Origin of the sequence: Catenulispora sp. MAP12-49 (genome assembly GCF_041262705.1) — a bacterium.
In the GTDB taxonomy this organism is placed as follows: domain Bacteria; phylum Actinomycetota; class Actinomycetes; order Streptomycetales; family Catenulisporaceae; genus Catenulispora.
The window spans coordinates 29794-48559 of record NZ_JBGCCP010000037.1 but is presented as its reverse complement, the minus strand read 5'-3'; the positions used below and the strand labels follow the sequence as shown (position 1 = coordinate 48559).

The following is an 18766-nucleotide window of genomic DNA, read 5'->3' as shown; positions in this document are numbered from 1 at the left end:
TGCGTATGGGTCCTACAACACGAAGAAGCGGGCCGGGGATCTCCCCGGCCCGCTTCCCTCAAGCAGTGTCGTGCCAGGCGGTGGCTACTCAGCCGCCGGAACGATCGAGATGACGCGGCGACCGCGCAGCGTGCCGAACTCCACCTTGCCCGCGGCCAGCGCGAACAGGGTGTCGTCCTTGCCGCGGCCCATGTTCAGGCCGGGGTGGAAGTGGGTGCCGCGCTGGCGGATGATGATCTCGCCGGCGTTGACGTTCTGGCCGCCGAAGCGCTTCACGCCGAGGCGCTGGGCGTTGGAATCGCGGCCGTTCTTGGAGGACGATGCGCCCTTCTTGTGTGCCATGTCTCAGCCGCCCTTTACTTCTTGCCGCCGTCGATGGCGGTGATCCTGATCTGGGTGTGCTTCTGGCGGTGGCCCTGACGCACGCGGTAACCGGTCTTGTTGCGGTACTTGAGGATGTGGATCTTCGGACCCTTGGTCTCCTCGACCACCTCGGCCTTGACCTTCACGCCCTCCAGGACCCACGGGTCGGAGGTGACGGCGTCGCCGTCGACGAGCAGGATCGCGGAGAGTTCCACTTCCTGGCCGGCCGGGACCTTGGGCAGGCGGTCCACCTCGACGACATCGCCGACAGCCACCTTGTGCTGCCGTCCGCCGCTCTTGACGATCGCGTACACCGCGAAACTCACTCTCTTCTCGTCGACTGTGGGTCGATCAGGTCTACTGCCTTACTCACGACCAACTCAGCAGCTGGTCACGAGCGTCCGGCACTTCTTGCGAGGTACGGACTGACGACCCATCGAGCCGATCATCATCCGGGCCGCGTCTGCTTGCGCAGGGGCCCTGCGGATGCCGGGCACGCGTATCGCATGCCGAAGCTCAAGGGTACGGAAGTCCGCGCCTGCGGGTCAAACTGAGGCCCCGGCGGGTCCGGCCGGGCGCAGGCGCCCGGCCGGACCTGCCGGTCAGTTGTGCGCCGCCGGCGGGCCGGCAGGACGCTTGGCCGCGCGACGGACCCGCAGGCCACGCCGCTTCGGAGCCTCCCCGGCCGCCTCGGCGGTCTCGGCCGCCTCCGCCGGCTCCGTGGCGACCGCCACGGCGACGGTGCCGGTCTGCCCGGACGCCTCCGCCTCGGTCTCCTCGCGGTCCGCCACCGCGGCGCTGGCGTCGCCGCCGGCGTGCGGGGCGTACACGGTGTGCGCCTGCGCGTCGCCGGTGGCCAGCCGCTCGGTGACGTCGGCCTCCTCGGCGGCGACCACGTCGCCGGAGGTCACGACCGGGGCCACCACGTGCTCGTGGCTCGGGATGTGCTCGACCTCGCTGGTCTCGGACAGCTCGGCGGCCTCCTCGTCCCCGGCGCCGTCGGCCGCGGCCACCCGCGCCACCTTGGTCACGGTGACCGGACCGGCCTGCGCGTGCTCGCCGTCGGCGAAGTCCTGGAAGTCATCCGGGACGCCGTCGACGTCGTACTGCGGGTCGAAGTGCTGCTGGCGGTCGGCGTGGCCGTGCGACTTGCGCCGCTTGCGCCGGTTGCGGCCGCCCTCGTGGTCGTCCTGCTCGGCGCCCTGGGCGCCGTCGGCGCGGGACTCGCCCTGCTTGCCGCCGCCCTTGCCCGCCGCCGAACGGCCGTCGCGCTCGGCGTCCTCGTGGCTGTGGCCGTGGCCGACCGGCACCGGCTCCATGTGGACCAGCACGCCGCGGCCGTTGCACTTGTCGCAGGTCTCGGAGAAGGCCTCCAGCAGGCCCTGGCCCACCCGCTTGCGGGTCATCTGGATCAGGCCCAGCGATGTGACCTCGGCCACCTGGTGCTTGGTCCGGTCCCGGCCCAGGCACTCCAGCAGGCGGCGCATCACCAGGTCGCGGTTGGACTCCAGGACCATGTCGATGAAGTCGATCACGATGATGCCGCCGAGGTCGCGCAGCCGCAGCTGGCGGACGATCTCCTCGGCCGCCTCGATGTTGTTGCGGGTGACCGTCTCCTCCAGGTTGCCCCCGGAGCCGGTGAACTTGCCGGTGTTGACGTCGATCACGACCATCGCCTCGGTGCGGTCGATGACCAGCGAGCCGCCGGAGGGCAGCCAGACCTTGCGGTCCAGCCCCTTGGCCAGCTGCTCGTCGACCCGGTGCACGGCGAAGACGTCCTGCTCGGAGGTCCAGCGCTCCAGGCGCGGGGCCAGGTCCGGGGCCACCCCGCCGACGTACTCGCGGATGGTGTCCCAGGCCTGGTCGCCGGAGACGATCAGCTTGCTGAAGTCCTCGTTGAAGATGTCGCGCACCACGCGCACGGTCAGGTCCGGCTCGCCGTAGAGCAGCGTCGGCGCCGAGCTCGCGGAGGACTTCGCCTTGCGCTGGATCTCCTCCCACTGCGCGGACAGCCGCTCCACGTCGCGGCGCAGCTCGTCCTCGGTGGCGCCCTCGGCGGCGGTGCGCACGATGACCCCGGCGTGCTCGGGCACGACCGCCTTCAAGATGGCCTTGAGGCGGTTGCGCTCGTTCTCCGGCAGCTTGCGGCTGATCCCGGTCATGGTGCCCTCGGGCACGTAGACCAGATAGCGGCCGGGCAGCGAGATCTGGCTGGTCAGCCGGGCGCCCTTGTGGCCGATCGGGTCCTTGGTGACCTGGGTCAGGACCGCCTGGCCGCTCTTGAGCACGCTCTCGATGCGCTTGGCGTGGCCGGTGATGCCGGCCGCGTCGAAGTTGACCTCGCCGGCGTACAGCACGGCGTTGCGGCCCTTGCCGATGTCGACGAACGCCGCCTCCATCGAGGGCAGCACGTTCTGCACCTTGCCCAGGTACACGTTGCCGACGTAGGACGCGGACTGCGCGCGGTTGACGTAGTGCTCGACGAGCACACCGTCCTCCAGCACGCCGATCTGGGTCCGGTCGCCGCTCTGGCGCACCACCATGACCCGCTCGACGCTCTCGCGCCGCGCGAGGAACTCGGCCTCGGTGATCAGCGGCGCACGGCGGCGGCCGGTGTCCCGGCCCTCGCGGCGGCGCTGCTTCTTGGCCTCCAGGCGGGTCGAGCCGCGCACGCCCTGCACGTCGTCGTCGGAGACCAGGCCGCCCTTGCGGTCCCGGCTGCGCACCCGGGACTCGCGGACCTTGACCACGGTGTTCGGCGGGTCGTCCGGACCGGGCTCCATGGACTCCCCGCCGGCCCGGCGGCGGCGACGGCGGCGACGGCGGCTGGAGGAGCCGCCGCCCTCCTCGTCCTCGTCGCCCTCGTCCTCGGCTTCTGCCTCGGCGCCCTCGGGCGCGGACTCGGCCTGCTCCGCGCGATTGCGGTTGCGGTTGCGGGTCCGGGTGCGGCGGGTCGGGGCCTGCTCGGCCTCGGCCTCGGCTTCCGCCTCAGTCTCGGCTTCAGCCTCGGTCTCGGTCGCCTCGGACTTGGCGGCCTTGGCGGCGGCCTTCTGCGCGGCGGCGGTGGCCAGGTCGGGCGCCTGGAACAGGACGCCGGCGGCCGGCGCGGCGGCGCGCGCGGCGATGATCGCGCGGGCCCGCTCGGCCGGGGAGAGGCTCTCGAGGTCGACGGCCTCCAGGGCCTCGGCGCTCTCCAGGCTCTCGGCGGTCGTGGCGGCCTCGGCGGCGGACTCCTGGGCGGAGCGCCGCTGGGCGGCCTTGCCCTGGCGGTCCTGCCGGCCCGGCTTTTCCTGCCGGTCCTGGCGGTCCTGGCGGTCCGGCTTGTCCTGCTTGTCCTGCCGGTCCTGCCGGTCCTGCTTGGACTCGGCGGCCTGGTCCTGCGCGCGCGGCGGACCCGCCGGAGCGGAGGCGGCACGGCGGCGGGTGCGCTTGGGCTTGGCGTCCGACTCGGTGTCGGAGGCGGCGGCGTCGGTGGCCTCGGCCTGGGACTCAGCCCTGGTCTCGGACTTGGTCTCAGCCTTGGTCTCGGACTTGGCGGGCGCCTCGGCCGGAGCCTCCTGGGCCTGCGCGGCCTTGGCCGTCTTGGCCGGGAGCTGCGGCGCCGCGAACGGGTTCGCGAACGGCGAGGCGAGGCCGGCCGGGCGGGAGGCGGAGTCGGCGGGCTGGTCGCTCGCCTTATCCGCGGTCTTGTCCGCGTTCTTGTCCGCAGCCTTGGCGGCGGTCTTGGCGGTGTCGGCGCCCTGCGGGGCGGCCGCGCTCTCGGCCGCGCCGCCCTGCTCGGCGGCGGTACCGGCCGAGGTGGCACGGCGGCGGGTGCGGGTGCGCGCCGCGGGGGCGGATTCGGCCTGGGCGGCGGTCTCGGCCTGGGCGGTGTCGGCCTGGCTGGCCGCGTCGCCCTTGGCGGTGTCGCTCTTGGCGGTACCGCTCTTACCGGTGCTGCTCTGGGCCGAGGCGGCCTCGGCGCCGGCTGTCGCCTGCTCACGGTCGGCCGCGGCGGCGCGGGTGCGCTTGGCGGTGCCGGTGCGGCCGCTCTGCGCGGCCTCCTCGGCGTTCGCTTCCGTGCCACCGCTCGAAGCCTGCTCGGCGACGGTACCGGGCGAGGTGGCGCGGCGCCGGGTGCGCGTGCGCGCGCCCTTCGCGGCCGCGTCGGACTCCTCCGACGCGGCCTGCTCGGCAGCGGGCTGCTCAGCGGCGCCACCTGCCGACTTTCCGGCGGGCGCGCTGTCGGACATCTCAGCCGTCTCAGTCGTCTCAGCCGACGCGGCCGGCTCGGCCTCGGCGGCCTTCTTCCGGGTCCGGGTCCGCGCGGTCTTCTTGGCAGCGGGCGTGCTCTCCCCGGCCTCGGCCGTCTCCGGCTCCGGCGCTGCCTCTGGGGCGTTTTCTGGGGCGTTTTCTGGGGCGGCGACCTTCTTGGCCGCCGTCTTGCGAGCCCGCTTGGGCTTGCTCTCGGGCTCCGCGGCGGCGTCCGAGCCCGAGGCCTGCGGCCCCGTCTCCGACCCCGGCTCCGGGGGCTGCGGCGGGCCGGCCGGGCGGCTGGCCGCCCGCCGACGCTGGCGCTTGGGCGCCTCGCCTTCGTTGGTGGCGGCCGTGGCGGCCGCGTCCTGCGCGTCTGACGTCTGGTCCGGCTGTTCGCCGGGGACGCCGGTGGGCTCGTTGTCGAGCATCCGGGCGGTTCTCCCGTCATGCCCCCCGGGCGCGCGCGAAGCGGTGACCCTCATCCTTGCTGCCGGTACGGCAGACGATGGGCACGGCCGGCGAATCCCTGACAGATCCGGGTGCTCTGCGGCGCCACACAGGTGGCTGTTTGTTGTCTCTTCACCTCGTCCGTCCGGCGCAGCCCGGCGTTAGAGGGGCCGGGCACCGACCTGACGAGAAGTCTGGTTGGGTCTTGCTCTCGACGTCACCGGCCGGTCACCGCCTAAGCCGCCGACCCCGCGGCGGCCCGGTCCGGATCCAGGGGATCGGACAGCGCCTCCACGCTCACACTGGTCGGCGTCGCGTCGGATCCGTCCCGCAGCGGCCCCTGCGCCAGCCTCGTCACCTGGGGAGGGACGGGCGGCACCAGGCCTGCCACACGACCGAGTCCGGTCAGGACGTCGTCGGGCCGCACGGCGGGTGTCAGGTGCCGCACGACTAGTCGCAGTATCGCACAGGGTCGATCGTCATGCCCGTCACCCTCGCCGACACCGCCCTGACCAGCGGAAACGCCGAGCCCCCCGGAGTCGTCCGAGCTCACCGCCCCGGCCTGGATCCCGGCGACGGCCGACCGCGCGTCGAACGTCCGCACCCCGTTCTTCGTCATCCGCTCGACCAGCACCTCCCCCGCCGCGTCGAAAGCGGCGACCGCCGCGGCCGCCTCCTCCGGCGCCACCCCCGGCAGCCGGATCTCCCACACGGAGGCCTCCAGCCGCTCCATCAGGTTCGGCGTCGCGGCCTCCACGACCTCCAGAATGTCCAGGTCAGCCGGCAGCGACCCGTCCAAAGCGGCGGCCAACTCGGCGGGCACCAGCGCCCGCGTGACCCCGATCTCGACGTACTCGGCCTCACTGGCCACCCCGGTCGGCGCCGCCCCGGCCCACGACACCTTCGGATGCGGCGTGAACCCCGCCGAGTACGCCATCGGCACCCGCGCCCGCCGCAACGCACGCTCGAAGGCACGCTGAATGTCACGGTGACTGGTGAAGCGAAGCCGCCCGCGCTTGGCGTAGCGGATACGGAGCTTCTGAACGGTCGGCGGCGGGGGCGGGCCGTCGGGCATGCGGGCCACGGGGTCGGGTCTCCTCGGTGGGGCGGGTTGTGGTGCGGTGGTGATGCGTTGGTGGTGCGTTGGTGGTGCGGTTGTGTGACTGCTCAGGATAGCCGGTTCGGGTGGGCGGTAACTCTGGGTAGCCGAAAGGGCGACGACGCCGGAAGCGTCGTCGCCCTTGCAGAAGCGGGTGTCTAGAGGGTTACCTCGGACCGGTGTGCGCGGCCGGGTTGTTCTCCTGGTAGACCCACGAGTTGGGATCGCCCATGAGGTCGCCGACCTGGTTCTGGATGCCCTCGTCGAGCACCTCGGGACCGCCGAACATGATGACGTCGTTGACCGAGCCGGAGGCGTCACGCAGATAGTCGGCTGTCTCCGACGGCAGCGCGGTCGGACCGGTGAGCAGCAGCGGGCCGCCAACCGAACCGGCCAGCACACCACCGGCCAACGCGTCCGGGAACTTGTACCCGGTCGCGATCCCGACGACCTGCGGCCCGCCGAAGAACTTGCGCGCGACAAGCGAGGCGGTCACGAACCGGTCGCTGCCGGCCGCCGAAGTCGCCGCCATGTGGACCGAGTTCAGGGCCGTCACGGCCTGGCCGCCGACCCCGATGACAGTGCGCTGCGGAAAAGCGTTGAGGTAGTTCAACGTCGCCGCCGGCATCTTCTTGTCGTTGGTGAGAACCACGACGGTGTTCGGCCGCGACGCCGCCACGGCACCGGCCGCCAGCGCGTCCGGGAAGTCCAGACCGGTCGCGGCCAACAGGGTCACCGGGTCGTGGGTGTAGGTCGGCACGATGGTCTCGGCGACGTCGACAGCCGTCTCGAACCGGTCCTGCCCACCGATACGCGACGGCCGGAAGCCAGCGGCGGCGATCTGGTCGAACGTGTGCTGGGAGATGGCCTGCGTCTGCCCGAGCACGTACACGTACGAACCCGGCCGCAGCGTGCGCTTCAGCTCGGCGAGCGTGCGCGGGTCCAGGCCGCTGGTCTCAGTGAGCAGCAGCGGGCCCTTGCCACCCTTGAGCTGCCGGGCCAGCGCGGTACCCGCGAGCGCGTCGGCGGGCACATCCTGACGCGCGATGACGGCGATGTCAGCCTGCCGCGAAGCCGGCGGGTTCGACGCGACCGCATCCCACGACCAGTGCGAGATCTGCACCGCGGTCTCGATGCGGTCGGCCCCGTCGAGGCGCTCGACGAGGTTGACCGGGTTGTCGGCGGAGGGCGGCTGCTGCATGTTCGCCGCGGGCTGCCAGCTGAGGCGGCCGTTGAGCGGGCTGATCGGGGTCTCCGGCGCCCCCTTGACCGGCGCGATGGTCATGATCTCGCCGTTGATGGCGTTGGCGTAGGCGATGGTGCGGCCGTCCGGCGACCACACGGGGCGGTCGTTCTTGACGTTCGAGCCCTGGTCATTGGTCAGCTGCGTGCGATTCTGGCCATCGACGCCAATGGTGAAGATCTGCAAACCCGGGTTCGGGTACTGGGTGTCCGGCATGGAGAAGGTGACCGTGCGCGCGTCCGGCGAGAGCGAGGGGTTCCGGCCTCCGCCGGTGTTCAGAACGAACCCCGCGCCTCCGGTATAGCCGTTGTAGATCCAGACCCCGGAAACGTGGCTCTTGCCATCTATGCGCTGGAAGGCGAGCACCCCATTCGCGCCGCCCTGGGGTGCGGAGTCCTGGTCGCCCGACTGGTGTCCCGCAGAGAGAACCACCGGAGCAGTGCCGCCGAGGCTCGGAACCTGGTAGAGGTTGCCGCCTGCCGCGTAGACGATGAAGCTGCCGCCGTTCATCCAGGTGGGATGCGTCGCACCCGCGTTGGCGGCCACGACTATCGGGTCGCTGCCGTCAGACCGAGCCGAGATCACGCTGCCGTTCTGGTCGACGTAGGCGACCCGGCTGGCGTTCGGAGACCACTCGGCGTCGACGACCTTCGAAGAAGGCATGTTCTCGGCGGTGGTGCTGCCCTGGCTGACGAAGTGCAGCTGGTTGTCCCCAGTGGAAACAGTCAGCTTCCCGTTCAACCCCGGGAACGTCTTCGGCGAGACATTCGCATGAGCCGGCATCGCCAAAGAAGTGGCTGCGGCAAGGGCTGTCGCGGCGGCTGCCGTGAGCTTCTTTGCGGACACCTTTACTTCTCCCCTGGGTAGATCTGGGTCCTGAGATCCGACGTGCCAGCTTATCCATCAGGGCTCTTGGGGTCCACCCTGTGCTAGGTGGTGATTGCCTTCGGTCACACGTTGTTCATCTGGTGCTGTCTGAACTGGGATGCGGCCAGTAGGCCGAGGCCTACCAGCAGGCCCCAGAAGGCCGCGCCGATGCCCGCGACCGTGATGCCCGATGCGGTGGTGACGAAGGCCGCGGTCGCCGGGTCACGGTAGCGGGTGTCGCTCAGGGCCGTGGTCAATGCGCCGCCGAGGGCGGGGAGGAGGGCGAGGCCTGCGACGCCTTCGATCAACAGTGGCGGCGCGGCGATCAGCAGTGCCGTCGCCGCCGCTGCGCCCAAGCCGAGGACGACGTACAGCGCCCCCGCCGTCGTGGCGGCGATCCACCGGCGGTGGGGGTCGCGGTGGGCGTCGGGGCTGGCGGCCAGGGCGGCGGTGATGGCGGCGAAGTTGATGGCGATGCCGCCGAAGGGGGCGCCGAGGGTGGTGGCGGCGCCGGTGCCCATCAGGACTTCGCGGATCGGGGGTTCGTAGCCGTAGCTGCGCATGACCGCTATGCCCGCGAGGTTCTGGGATGCCATCGTCACCAGGTACAGCGGGAGGGCGAGGCTTATCAGGGTTCCGATGTCCAGGCGCGGGGTGGTGGCCGTCAGGGTCGGGAGCAGGCCGCCGGTCAGGTGGCCGCGGGTGGAGGGGTCCAGGGCCAGGCCGATGAACGCCGCGGCCAGGGCCGCCGGGGTGGCCCAGCGCTTGGCGAAGCGGCCCAGGACCACCCAGACCGCGATCGCCGGCAGGGCCAGTTTCGGCAGGTGTACCGCCGCCTGCGCCGATTCCAGGCAGATCGGTGCGATGACGCCGGCGAGCATCGCGGCCGAGATCGCGGCGGGGATGGTCGCGATCCAGCGGGTCAGTGTCCGGGAGAAGCCCGTGACCACGGTCAGCAGACCCGCCACCGCGAACGCGCCGAGGGCTTCGCGGTAGCCGCCCGCGCCTCCGTGGCCGGCGTGTGCGCGGCCGGCGCCGATGCTCACGAGCAGCGCCGCGCCGGGGGTGGACCAGGCGATGCTGATCGGCATCCGGTGGCGGACGCTGAATACGATCCCTGCGATGCCCATCGAGACGCTCAGCACCAGCAGTCCCGACGCCGCCTGGCGTTCCGTGGCCCCGATCGCGCGCAGTCCGGCGATGACCACGGCGAACGAGCTCGTGAACCCGACGAGCGCGGTGACGACGCCCGCGCCGAACGTGGGTCCCAGCCCCTCGGCCGAATCCCCCGAAGCCCCAGAATTCTCAGAAGCCACAGAATTCTCAGAAGCCCCAGAATTCCCAATAGTCCCAGAAGCCTGCTCCACCGCCACGACGGACCTCCCCTGTTCCGTATATGGAACAAGCTACCAGGCCCGGCATCCGGTGTAGGTTGCGACCGTGGAAGAAGGCACGACAGCGGACTTCGCCGCCCAAATCGGCGCCCGCATCCGGCGCCTGCGCCGCGAGCGAAACGTAAGCCTGTCGGCCCTGGCGCGCGACGCCGGCGTGGGCAAGGCCACCCTGTCCGGGCTGGAGGACGGCTCCCGCGGCAACCCCACGGTCGAGACCCTGTACGCGATCGCCGGCCGCCTCGGCGTCCCCATCGGCGCGCTGCTCCCCGATCCCCAGCAACGCGGCGACAAACCACTGGAGACGATCCACGGGACCGCGGTCTCGGCCACGCTCCTGGAGACGTTCTCCGACGCCGACAACGACGGCAGCGCTGGCAACGCCGGCAACGCCGGCAACAACATCGACACGGAGCTCTTCCGTCTCCACATCCGCCCCGGCTACAAACAGCTCTCCCCCGCGCATCCGCCGGGAACGGTCGAGTACCTCACTGTTTTCAGCGGGATCGCGGAAGTGGGCCCGCCCGACGCGTTGCTCAACGCCGGGCCCGGCGAGCACGTCTCCTGGAAGGCGGACGTGCCGCACACCTACTGCGTGACCGGCGAGGAGGACGTCTTTGCCAGCCTGCTGATCCGCACGCCGAGGAGCAGCTAGTCCTCGCCCCGCAGCATCGCGGCCGCGCGCTCGGGCCGGATGTCGTTCATGAAGGCCCCCGCGCCGGACTCGGTCCCCGCCAGGTACTTCAGCTTGCCCGGCGCGCGCCGCAGCGCCGCGAGCTGCCAGCGCAGGTGCGACTCGGCGCGGCCGGCGGTGACAGGGGCCTGATACCACGAGCCGATGTACGGCATCGGGCCGTCGAACAGCGCGTCCAGGCGCTGCACGCACTCCTTGCCGATCGCCGCCAGTTCGTCGCGCTCGCCGGCGGTCAGCGCCGGGAGGTCGGGCACGTGGCGGTTCGGGACTATGTCCACCTGGAAGGGCCAGCGCCCGGCGTAGGGCACGTAGGCGGTGAAGTACTCGCCGGCGGTGATGATCCGGGAGCCGTCGGCCTTCTCCTCGGCCAGGCTGTCGCAGGCCACGCAGCCGCCGGTGCTCTCGTGGTAGGCGGTGGCGACGTCCAGCATCTTCTGCATGCGGGGCGGGACGAAGGTGAACGCGTAGATCTGGCCGTGCGGGTGGTGCAGGGTGACGCCGACCTCGACGCCGCGGTTCTCGAAGCAGTACACGTACTCGACGCCGGGGCGGGCGGCCAGTTCGGCGGTGCGGTCGGCCCAGACCTCGACGATGTGGCGGATGCGGGAGACCGGCAGGGCGCCGAAGGAGGCGGAGTGCTCGGCGCTGAAGACCACGACCTCGCAGCGGCCGGTGTCGCCGGCCAGGGACGGGAAGCGGTTCTCGAAGACCGCCACGTCGTAGTCGGCGGCCGGTATCTCGCTGAGGTGGCCGGGGCGCGAGGGGTCCAGGGGGCACTGGTCGGCGGCCGGCAGGAAGGTGCGGTCCTGGCGGTGGCCGGCGACCGCGGTGATCTCGTTGGTGAGCGGGTCGCGGCGCAGTTCGCTGGTGGTGGACACGGTCGGCAGATCGCGCTCGTCGGCGGCGGAGCGGTCCTGGCCGGGGGTCTCGTCGTAGTAGATCAGCTCCCTGCCGTCCGAGAGCTTGGTGACGGTCCTGGTCAGATCGAGGTCCATGGTTCGAGGTCTCCGTCAGGCGATCCGGTGCGCGCCGGCCGAGGCGACGGCGGGGAAGAACTGGGGCTCGGTGTATCCGTGCTCTGCGAAGGCGGCGCGGATCGCGTCCTGGACCTCGTCCAGGATCTCCCGGTCGACCAGCGCGATGGCGCTGCCGCCGAAGCCGCCGCCGGTCATCCGCGCGCCGTGCGCGCCGGCCGCGACGGCGGTGCTCACGGCCAGGTCGAGTTCGGGGGCGCTGACCTCGTAGTCGTCGCGCAGGGAGGCGTGGGACTGCATCATGCGGTGCCCGAGGCGCGGCAGGGACAGGGGTTCCTGGTGCAGGATCTCGACGAACTGCTCGACGCGCGCGTCCTCGGTGACCACGTGCCGCAGGCGCCGTGCGAAGGTCTCGCCGAGGCCGACGGAGACCTTGGCGAAGGACTCCGGCAGGTCGGCCGGCGGGACGTCGCGCAGGGCCCGGACACCCAGGAACTCCGCGGCGCGCTCGCAGGCGGAGCGGCGGTCGGCGTAGCCGTTCTCGCCGTGCGCGTGCGAGACGCGGGTGTCGATGACCAGCAGCAGCGCGTCCTGCGCGGCCAGGTCGAAGGGCTGCGGCCGGACTTCGCCGCTGCGGGTGTCGATGAACAGCACCGAGCCGTCCTGGCCGAACGCCGAGGACATCTGGTCCAGCGGGCCGCAGGGCACGCCGGCGTAGATGTTCTCCGCGCGCTGGGTGTGCCGCGCGAGTTCGGCGGTGGTGAGCTCGAACTCCGAGACCCCGGCCAGCGCGAGGGCGGTCGCGCACTCGAGCGCGGCGGAGGAGGACAGTCCGGAGCCGACCGGCACCGTGCTGGTGAGGTAGATGTCCGCGCCGCGGACCGGGAACCCGGCCTGCTGCAGGATCCAGGCGACGCCGACCGGGTAGCCGGCCCAGCCGGATACCGCCGGGTCGGCCAGCGGCGCCATGTCGGGATTCGAGGCGTCGCGGGTGTCGGACGCCGAGCCCGGGCCGACGAGGGCGTCGAGCGAGATCTCGACCGTGTCGTCGAGCTGCGCGGCGTGCACGCGCAGGATCCGGTCCTCGCGCGGCGCGGCGGCCGCGTAGCAGGCGCGGTCGATGGCCATCGGCAGCACGAAGCCGTCGTTGTAGTCGGTGTGTTCGCCGATCACGTTCACACGTCCCGGGGCGGCCCACACGCCGGCGGGCTCGCCGCCGAACCGGCCGGTGAATCCCCGTCGCGCGCTGTCCACGGCCGACGTGTCCGATCCCATGTCGAGGCTCACCGCCACCCTCACCCCAGCTGTTGTGATCCGTTTGATTCTGTTCGGATCTGGTGAGGTCAGAGTAGCGGTGAGATCATCGCCCCGACAAGCGTGACGCCATGGGGATTGTTGTTCAGACCACAGTCAGCGGCAGCAGCTTCACCCCGGTCGGTCCCACCTGGATCTCGGTCCCCATCTGCGGGCACACGCCACAGTCGTAACAGGGCGTCCAGCGGCAGTCCTCGACCTCGGCGCCGCCGCCCTCGGCCGCCTCCAGGGCGTCCTGCCAGTCCTCCCACAGCCAGTCCCGGTCCAGGCCGGAGTCGATGTGGTCCCAGGGCAGGACCTCGTTGTACTCGCGGTCGCGGGTGGTGTACCAGCCCATGTCGACCGGGGTGTCAGCGAACGCGGCCTCGGCAGACTCGGCCCAGCGCTGGTAGGAGAAGTGCTCGCTCCAGCCGTCGAACCGGCCGCCGCGCTCCCAGACCTCGCGGATCACCTTGCCGACCCGGCGGTCGCCGCGCGAGAGCAGGCCCTCGATGACGCCGGGCTTGCCGTCGTGGTAGCGGAAGCCGATGGCCTTGCCGTAGTTCTTGTCGGCGCGGATGGCGTCGCGCAGCTTCACCAGGCGGGCGTCGGTGGTCTCGGCGTCGAGCTGCGCGGCCCACTGGAAGGGGGTGTGCGGCTTGGGCACGAACCCGCCGATGGACACCGTGCAGCGGATGTCGCGGGTGCCGGAGGCCTCGCGGCCGGCCTTGATGACCTTGCGGGCCAGGTCGGCGATCTGCAGGACGTCCTCGTCGGTCTCGGTGGGCAGACCGCACATGAAGTACAGCTTCACCTGCCGCCAGCCGGCGCTGTAGGCGGCGGTGACCGTCCGGATCAGGTCCTCCTCGGTCACCATCTTGTTGATGACCTTGCGCATGCGCTCGCTGCCGCCCTCCGGGGCGAAGGTCAGGCCGCTGCGGCGGCCGTTGCGCGAGAGCTCGTTGGCCAGGTCGATGTTGAAGGCGTCGACCCGGGTGGAGGGCAGGGACAGCGAGGTGTTGGTGCCCTCGTAGCGGTCGGCCAGGCCCTTGGCGACGTCGGCGATCTCGGTGTGGTCGGCGCTGGACAGCGAGAGCAGGCCGACCTCCTCATAGCCGGTGGCTGCCAGGCCCGCCTCGACCATCTCGCCGATGCCGGTGATGGAGCGCTCGCGGACCGGCCGGGTGATCATGCCGGCCTGGCAGAAGCGGCAGCCGCGGGTGCAGCCGCGGAAGATCTCCACCGACATGCGCTCATGCACGGTCTCGGCCAGCGGGACCAGCGGCTGCTTCGGGTAGGGCCACTCGTCCAGGTCCATGACGGTGTGCTTGGCCACGCGGAAGGGCACGCCGTGCTTGTTCGGCGCGACCCGGCGGATCCGGCCGTCGGGCAGGTACTCGACGTCGTAGAACCGCGGCACGTAGACGTTGCCGGTCTTGGCCAGGCGGAACAGCAGCTCCTCGCGCCCGCCGGGGCGGCCCTCGGCCTTCCAGGCGCGGATGAGGTCGGTGATCGCCAGCACCGCGCCCTCCCCGTCGCCGACCACCGCGGCGTCCAGGAAGTCGGCGATGGGCTCGGGGTTGAACGCGGCGTGCCCGCCGGCCAGCACGATCGGGTGCTCCTCGGTCCGATCCTTCGCCTCCAGCGGGATCCCGGCCAGGTCCAGCGCGTTCAGCATGTTCGTGTAGCCGAGCTCGGTGGAGAAGGACAGGCCGAACACGTCGAAGTCCTTCACCGGCCGGTGCGCGTCCACGGTGAACTGCGGGATCTTCTGCTCCCGCATCGCCTTCTCCATGTCGGGCCACACCGAGTAGGTGCGCTCGGCCAGCACGCCCTCGCGCTCGTTGAGCACTTCGTACAGGATCATGACGCCCTGGTTGGGCAGTCCGACCTCGTAGGCGTCGGGGTACATCAGGGCCCAGCGGACGTCGCAGGCGTCCCAGTCCTTGACGGTCGAGTTGAGCTCGCCGCCGATGTACTGGATCGGCTTCTGCACACTCGGCAGGACCGCTTCGAGCTGCGGGAACACGGATTCGACTGGCATCGGATTACTCGTCCTCGGGCTTTCGGGGGGATGTGGCGGGCTGACGGCGCCGCAGATCCAGCCTAACGCGTGCCCGAAGGGCGATCCGTCGCTTTCACTCCACCGTGATCGCCGGCCTCGTGGACCTCAGCCGCACGTTCTCCACCAGGCCGATCGCGATGAAGCTGGCGAACATCGACGAGCCGCCATAGGAGACGAACGGCAGCGGGATGCCCGCGACCGGCATGATCCCCAGCGTCATGCCGATGTTCTCGAAGGTCTCGAACGCGAACCAGCTGACCACGCCGGCGCAGACCAGCATCCCGAACAGGTCCTCGCACTGCCGCGCGATCGCGATGCCGCGCAGCAGCAGGACCGCGAAAAGCGCGATGAGGACCACACCGCCGACGAAGCCCAACTCCTCGCCGGCCACCGTGAAGACGAAGTCCGTCTGCTGCTCGGGGACATAGCGGCCGTTGGTCTGCGTCCCGTTGAACAGCCCCTTGCCCAGTACGCCGCCGGAGCCGATGGCCAGGCGCGCCTGCGCGGTGTTGTAGCCGACGCCCTGCGGGTCCAGATGCGGGTCGGCGAACGCCGCGAACCGGTTGACCTGGTGCTGGGCCAGCAGGTGCAGCTGCGTGGCGGCCACGGCGCCGACCGCCCCGCCCGCGCCGAGGACGGCCAGCCAGCGGCCGCTGGTGCCGGCGAAGACCAGCATGCCGGCGGTGGCGACCAGGATCACCATCGCCGAGCCCAGGTCCGGCAGGAGCATGATGACGCCGGTCGGCAGGCCGGCGACCAGGCCGGCACCGGCGATCCGGCGCGGGGTGACCGCGTCGTCCCGCTCGGACATCCCGGACAGCACGCCCTTGGTCGGCGGCAGCGTCAGCACCACCGCCAGGCCCAGGACCACCGCGACCTTGGCGTACTCGGCGGGCTGGATGGAGAAGCCGCCGCCGAGCTCGATCCAGGACTTCGCGCCGTTCACCGTGGAGCCCAGCGGGCTGAGCACCGCGCCCAGGCCCAGCAGCGCCAGCACGTAGAACACCGGCGTCACCGCGCGGACCCAGGCATAGGAGAGCACCGAGGTCAGCACCATGAGGACCAGGCCGATCGCCAGGTTCATCAGGTGCCGCTTGAGGAAGAACTGCGGGTCGCCGCCGGTCAGGCTGGTGCGCCCGCGCGTGGCCGACCACACCAGGATCGCGCCGTACACCGACAGCGCCAGCGCCGCGGCCAGCAGCGTCCAGTCGAAGCGGCGCAGCCGGCTGGAGCGGCGCCGGGTCTCGGCCACCGGCATCGCCGCCGGGCCCTTGTTGATCGCGGGGTTCAGGGTCACGGCGTGCTCACTGCTTCGTGGTGGGCGAGGGCGAGGGCGGCGGGGGCGTGGGCAGCGTGGTGGCCGGCGGGAGCGCCGGCAGCAGACCGTCGGGGCGCACCGCCGGCAGCGCCGTCGGCAGCGTGCCCTTGGGGTCCGGGTGTCCCATGTCCACGCCGAACAGCGCGGCCAGGATCGCCTCCACCGACGGCCCGGACGTCCCGACACCGGTGCCACCCTGGGAGACCATCATCGCCACGACGTAGCGCGGCCCGGTCTCGGTGCCGGCGAAGGCGACGAAGCAGGACGTGGTCTGCTTTCCGTAGACTTCCGCGGTTCCCGTCTTGGCGTAGGTCGGGATCAGGTTCTCCGGCCAGGCCGCGAAGGCCGGGCCCGCGGTGCCCTCGGTCGAGGTGCCGTGCAGCGCGTCCTCCAGGAACGCCAGCGTCGAGGCCGACACCGGGAGCTTGCGGGTCACGATCGGCGGCAGGTCCTTGACCACCTTGCCGTCCGGGGAGACGAGCGCCCGGCCGATCTGCGGCTGGTAGAGGATGCCGCCGTTGGCCACGGCCGCGTAGACCCGGGCCAGCTGCAGCGGGGTCACCAGGTCACCGCCCTGGCCGATGGCCGAGATCGCGGCGTCGCCGGGCTGGTACTTGTAGCCGTCGGTGCAGTTCTCCTTGGCGATCGCCTGCAGGTACGCCGCGCGCGCCGGGTCCGAGCCCAGCAGCTCCGGGTAGCCGTCCTTGGCCCGCTTGCACCAGATGGTGTGCATGGTGTTCCAGGTCGCCTGCTTCTCCGCGCGGGTCTGGATGTCGCCCTTGGCCTCGCCCGGCAGGTCGATGCCGGTCTTGGCGCCGAGCCCGAAGGCGTGCGCCATGGTGGCGATCGGTTCGAGCGGATGCGCGATCGGCTTGAGCCCGCCGTCGCGCAGCCACATCTGGTAGGCGACGCCGTAGAAGACCGTGTCGCAGGACACCTCGATGGCCCGCTTCAGCGAGATCGGCCCGAACGCCTCGCCCTCGAAGTTGGTGAAGCTCTGTCCGCCGATCTTGAAGGCCGGCGAGCAGTCGTAGGTGCCGGTGCCGAAGCCGTCCTGCAACATCGCGGCGGTGGTCACGGCCTTGAACGTGGAGCCCGGCGCGAACTGGCCCTGGAAGGCCCGGGACAGCAGCGGGGTCCCGGCCGAGGCCGAGGTCAGCGCGGAGTAGTCAGCCTGCGAGATGCCGCCGGTGAAGACGTTGGGGTCGTAGGTCGGCGTGCTGGCCATCGCCACCACCCTGCCGGTGCGCGCGTCCAGCACGACCGTGGCCGCGGAGTCGGCGGCGTAGGGCTTGCCGTTGGTCGGCGAGGTCTGCGAGCGGGCCCGCTTCACCGCGTTGTCCAGCTCGCGCTCGGCGACCGCCTGGATCCGGGCGTCGATCGAGGTCACCAGGTGGTCGCCGTTGACCGGCGGCTTGGTGGCCAGGGTCGCTTGCGCGTGCCCGAGGATGTCCACCGAGACCTGGGTCTCGCCCTCCTGGCCGCGCAGGTAGGAGTCGTAGGTCTCCTCCAGGCCGGCCCGCCCGACCAGATCCGAGCGCTGCATCACCTCGCCCTTGGCGGTGGCGGCGGCCAGTTCGTTCTCGGTGACCGGGGACAGGTAGCCCAGGATGTGCGCGGCGTTCAGGCTGTACGGCGCCGGGAACCGGCGGACGGTGTCCGGGCCCGCGGTCACGCCCGGGAAGAGCTCGTGCTGCTCGGAGACCTGGAGCGCCTGCTGCACCGAGACGTTGCGAGCGATCGGGACCGGCTGCAGCAGCGAGCCGTTCCAGCAGGGCTTGGGAACCTTGGCGGTACAGGGCCGGATCTCGTCGGAGATGGTCTGCGGGGTGGTGCCCAGCACCGAGGCCAGCCGGGCCAGCGTCGAGACCCCGTGGTCCTTGGTGCCCAGCAGGGTGTTGCGGTCGACCGACAGCGTCAGCGCCGACTTGTTGTCGACCAGGGGGCGGCCCAGGTCGTCCAGGATGTCGCCGCGCACGGCCGGGTTGATCACGGTGCGGACGTCGTTCGCGGCGGCGGCGTCGCGGAAGGTCTGACCGGTCCGCACCTGCAGGTACCACAGCCGGGCGACGAGGGTCGCGAGCAGCGCGAGCACCAGCACCCGCAGCACCATCAGCCGCGCGTGGCGCCGGTCGGCGAGCCGGCTCTGCGTCGAAGTCATCTACAACACCTGCGAACTGCCGGCCGAGGTCCGGCGATTCAACGTCTTGACACCCGGCAGCCGACTGTGCGAGCGCTGCGTGGGCAGGCCCCGGGCCTCGCCCCGGCCCAGCACGAAGCCCACCACCGGGATGACGAACGGGGCCAGCAGGCCGGTGTACAGCGCGGACGCCGCGGCGGCGGCCGGCACGCCGTGGAACTGGGCGTTGCCCACCGCGAACTCCAGGCCCTCGTACAGCGCCGGGGACATCGCGGCCAGCCCCGCGACCACCAGGATCGGCCGCAGGACGGTGCCCTGCACGGCACCGGCGGCCCGGCCGGCCAGGTAGCCGGACAGACAGAGCACGAACGCCTGGCTGCCGATCGCGTGCGCGGCCGGCGGCGAGACGTCCGCGGCCAGGCCGAGCAGGAAGCCGGCCAGCAGCCCCGTGCGCGGGCCGCGGGCGAAGCCGATCGCGGCGACCACGGCCAGCAGCAGGTCCGGGGCGGCCAGCGGCAGGTGCACCGCGGACAGCAGCGCGTCCTGCAGGGCCAGCACCAGGGCCAGGCCGCAGAGCATGGCCAGGAAGCCGGTGAGTCTCAAGGGTCACACTCTCCCGAGGTCGGTTCCGGGGTG

Annotated in this window: 13 protein-coding genes; 1 reads left to right on the top strand and 12 read right to left on the bottom strand. The window is 71.7% G+C overall.

Annotated elements, in window-relative coordinates:
• Positions 1 to 84: 84 nt before the first annotated feature.
• The 6 genes from rpmA to ABIA35_RS40570 all read right to left on the bottom strand — a co-directional run bounded on the left by rpmA (position 85) and on the right by ABIA35_RS40570 (position 9571).
• Positions 85 to 342 (bottom strand): 50S ribosomal protein L27, encoded by a 258-nt coding sequence (gene rpmA / locus ABIA35_RS40595; RefSeq protein WP_015795828.1) that lies wholly within the window; start codon positions 340 to 342, stop codon positions 85 to 87.
• Between the two features lie 14 nt (positions 343 to 356).
• Positions 357 to 677 carry a 50S ribosomal protein L21 gene (gene rplU, locus ABIA35_RS40590; RefSeq protein WP_370345761.1) on the bottom strand — a complete coding sequence of 107 codons (321 nt, stop codon included), beginning with the start codon at positions 675 to 677 and terminating at the stop codon, positions 357 to 359.
• A 288-nt stretch (positions 678 to 965) separates the two neighbouring features.
• Entirely contained in the window at positions 966 to 5027 is a 4062-nt protein-coding gene (locus ABIA35_RS40585) for an Rne/Rng family ribonuclease (RefSeq protein ID WP_370361477.1), read from the bottom strand.
• Between the two features lie 254 nt (positions 5028 to 5281).
• Positions 5282 to 6121: a TIGR03936 family radical SAM-associated protein gene (locus ABIA35_RS40580; protein WP_370345759.1), complete on the bottom strand. Its 840-nt coding sequence runs from the start codon at positions 6119 to 6121 to the stop codon at positions 5282 to 5284.
• Between the two features lie 190 nt (positions 6122 to 6311).
• Complete coding sequence (locus tag ABIA35_RS40575) at positions 6312 to 8234, bottom strand: cell wall-binding repeat-containing protein (RefSeq protein ID WP_370361476.1); 1923 nt, start codon at positions 8232 to 8234, stop codon at positions 6312 to 6314.
• A 104-nt stretch (positions 8235 to 8338) separates the two neighbouring features.
• A complete protein-coding gene (locus ABIA35_RS40570) occupies positions 8339 to 9571 on the bottom strand; it encodes a benzoate/H(+) symporter BenE family transporter (RefSeq protein ID WP_370345676.1) in 1233 nt (410 codons plus the stop codon).
• Between the two features lie 124 nt (positions 9572 to 9695).
• Here ABIA35_RS40570 and ABIA35_RS40565 point away from each other — a divergent pair, with 124 nt between their 5' ends.
• Positions 9696 to 10301 carry a helix-turn-helix domain-containing protein gene (locus ABIA35_RS40565; protein WP_370361475.1) on the top strand — a complete coding sequence of 202 codons (606 nt, stop codon included), beginning with the start codon at positions 9696 to 9698 and terminating at the stop codon, positions 10299 to 10301.
• Here ABIA35_RS40565 and galT read toward each other — a convergent pair.
• The 6 genes from galT to mreD all read right to left on the bottom strand — a co-directional run bounded on the left by galT (position 10298) and on the right by mreD (position 18733).
• Entirely contained in the window at positions 10298 to 11335 is a 1038-nt protein-coding gene (galT, locus tag ABIA35_RS40560; RefSeq protein WP_370345672.1) for a galactose-1-phosphate uridylyltransferase, read from the bottom strand. The genes ABIA35_RS40565 and galT overlap by 4 nt on opposite strands.
• Before the next feature lie 15 nt (positions 11336 to 11350).
• Positions 11351 to 12589, bottom strand: coding sequence for a galactokinase (galK, locus tag ABIA35_RS40555; RefSeq protein WP_370361474.1), 1239 nt, complete (start codon positions 12587 to 12589; stop codon positions 11351 to 11353).
• A 124-nt stretch (positions 12590 to 12713) separates the two neighbouring features.
• A complete protein-coding gene (locus tag ABIA35_RS40550) occupies positions 12714 to 14651 on the bottom strand; it encodes a TIGR03960 family B12-binding radical SAM protein (protein WP_370361473.1) in 1938 nt (645 codons plus the stop codon).
• 94 nt (positions 14652 to 14745) lie between these two features.
• Positions 14746 to 15969: a rod shape-determining protein RodA gene (gene rodA / locus ABIA35_RS40545; RefSeq protein WP_370361472.1), complete on the bottom strand. Its 1224-nt coding sequence runs from the start codon at positions 15967 to 15969 to the stop codon at positions 14746 to 14748.
• Positions 15970 to 15976: 7 nt separating this feature from the next.
• Entirely contained in the window at positions 15977 to 18151 is a 2175-nt protein-coding gene (gene mrdA / locus ABIA35_RS40540; protein WP_370361471.1) for a penicillin-binding protein 2, read from the bottom strand.
• Positions 18152 to 18733, bottom strand: coding sequence for a rod shape-determining protein MreD (mreD, locus tag ABIA35_RS40535; protein WP_370361470.1), 582 nt, complete (start codon positions 18731 to 18733; stop codon positions 18152 to 18154). It abuts the gene before it with no gap.
• Between the last annotated feature and the right edge of the window lie 33 nt (positions 18734 to 18766).

Excerpts from the sequence above, each read along its gene's own strand:
- rpmA (WP_015795828.1), bottom strand. The coding sequence starts at position 342 with ATGGCACACAAGAAGGGCGCATCGTCCTCCAAGAACGGCCGCGATTCC.
- ABIA35_RS40585 (WP_370361477.1), bottom strand. The coding sequence starts at position 5,027 with ATGCTCGACAACGAGCCCACCGGCGTCCCCGGCGAACAGCCGGACCAG.
- ABIA35_RS40580 (WP_370345759.1), bottom strand. The coding sequence starts at position 6,121 with ATGCCCGACGGCCCGCCCCCGCCGCCGACCGTTCAGAAGCTCCGTATC.
- galT (WP_370345672.1), bottom strand. The coding sequence starts at position 11,335 with ATGGACCTCGATCTGACCAGGACCGTCACCAAGCTCTCGGACGGCAGG.
- galK (WP_370361474.1), bottom strand. The coding sequence starts at position 12,589 with ATGGGATCGGACACGTCGGCCGTGGACAGCGCGCGACGGGGATTCACC.
- ABIA35_RS40550 (WP_370361473.1), bottom strand. The coding sequence starts at position 14,651 with ATGCCAGTCGAATCCGTGTTCCCGCAGCTCGAAGCGGTCCTGCCGAGT.
- mrdA (WP_370361471.1), bottom strand. The coding sequence starts at position 18,151 with ATGACTTCGACGCAGAGCCGGCTCGCCGACCGGCGCCACGCGCGGCTG.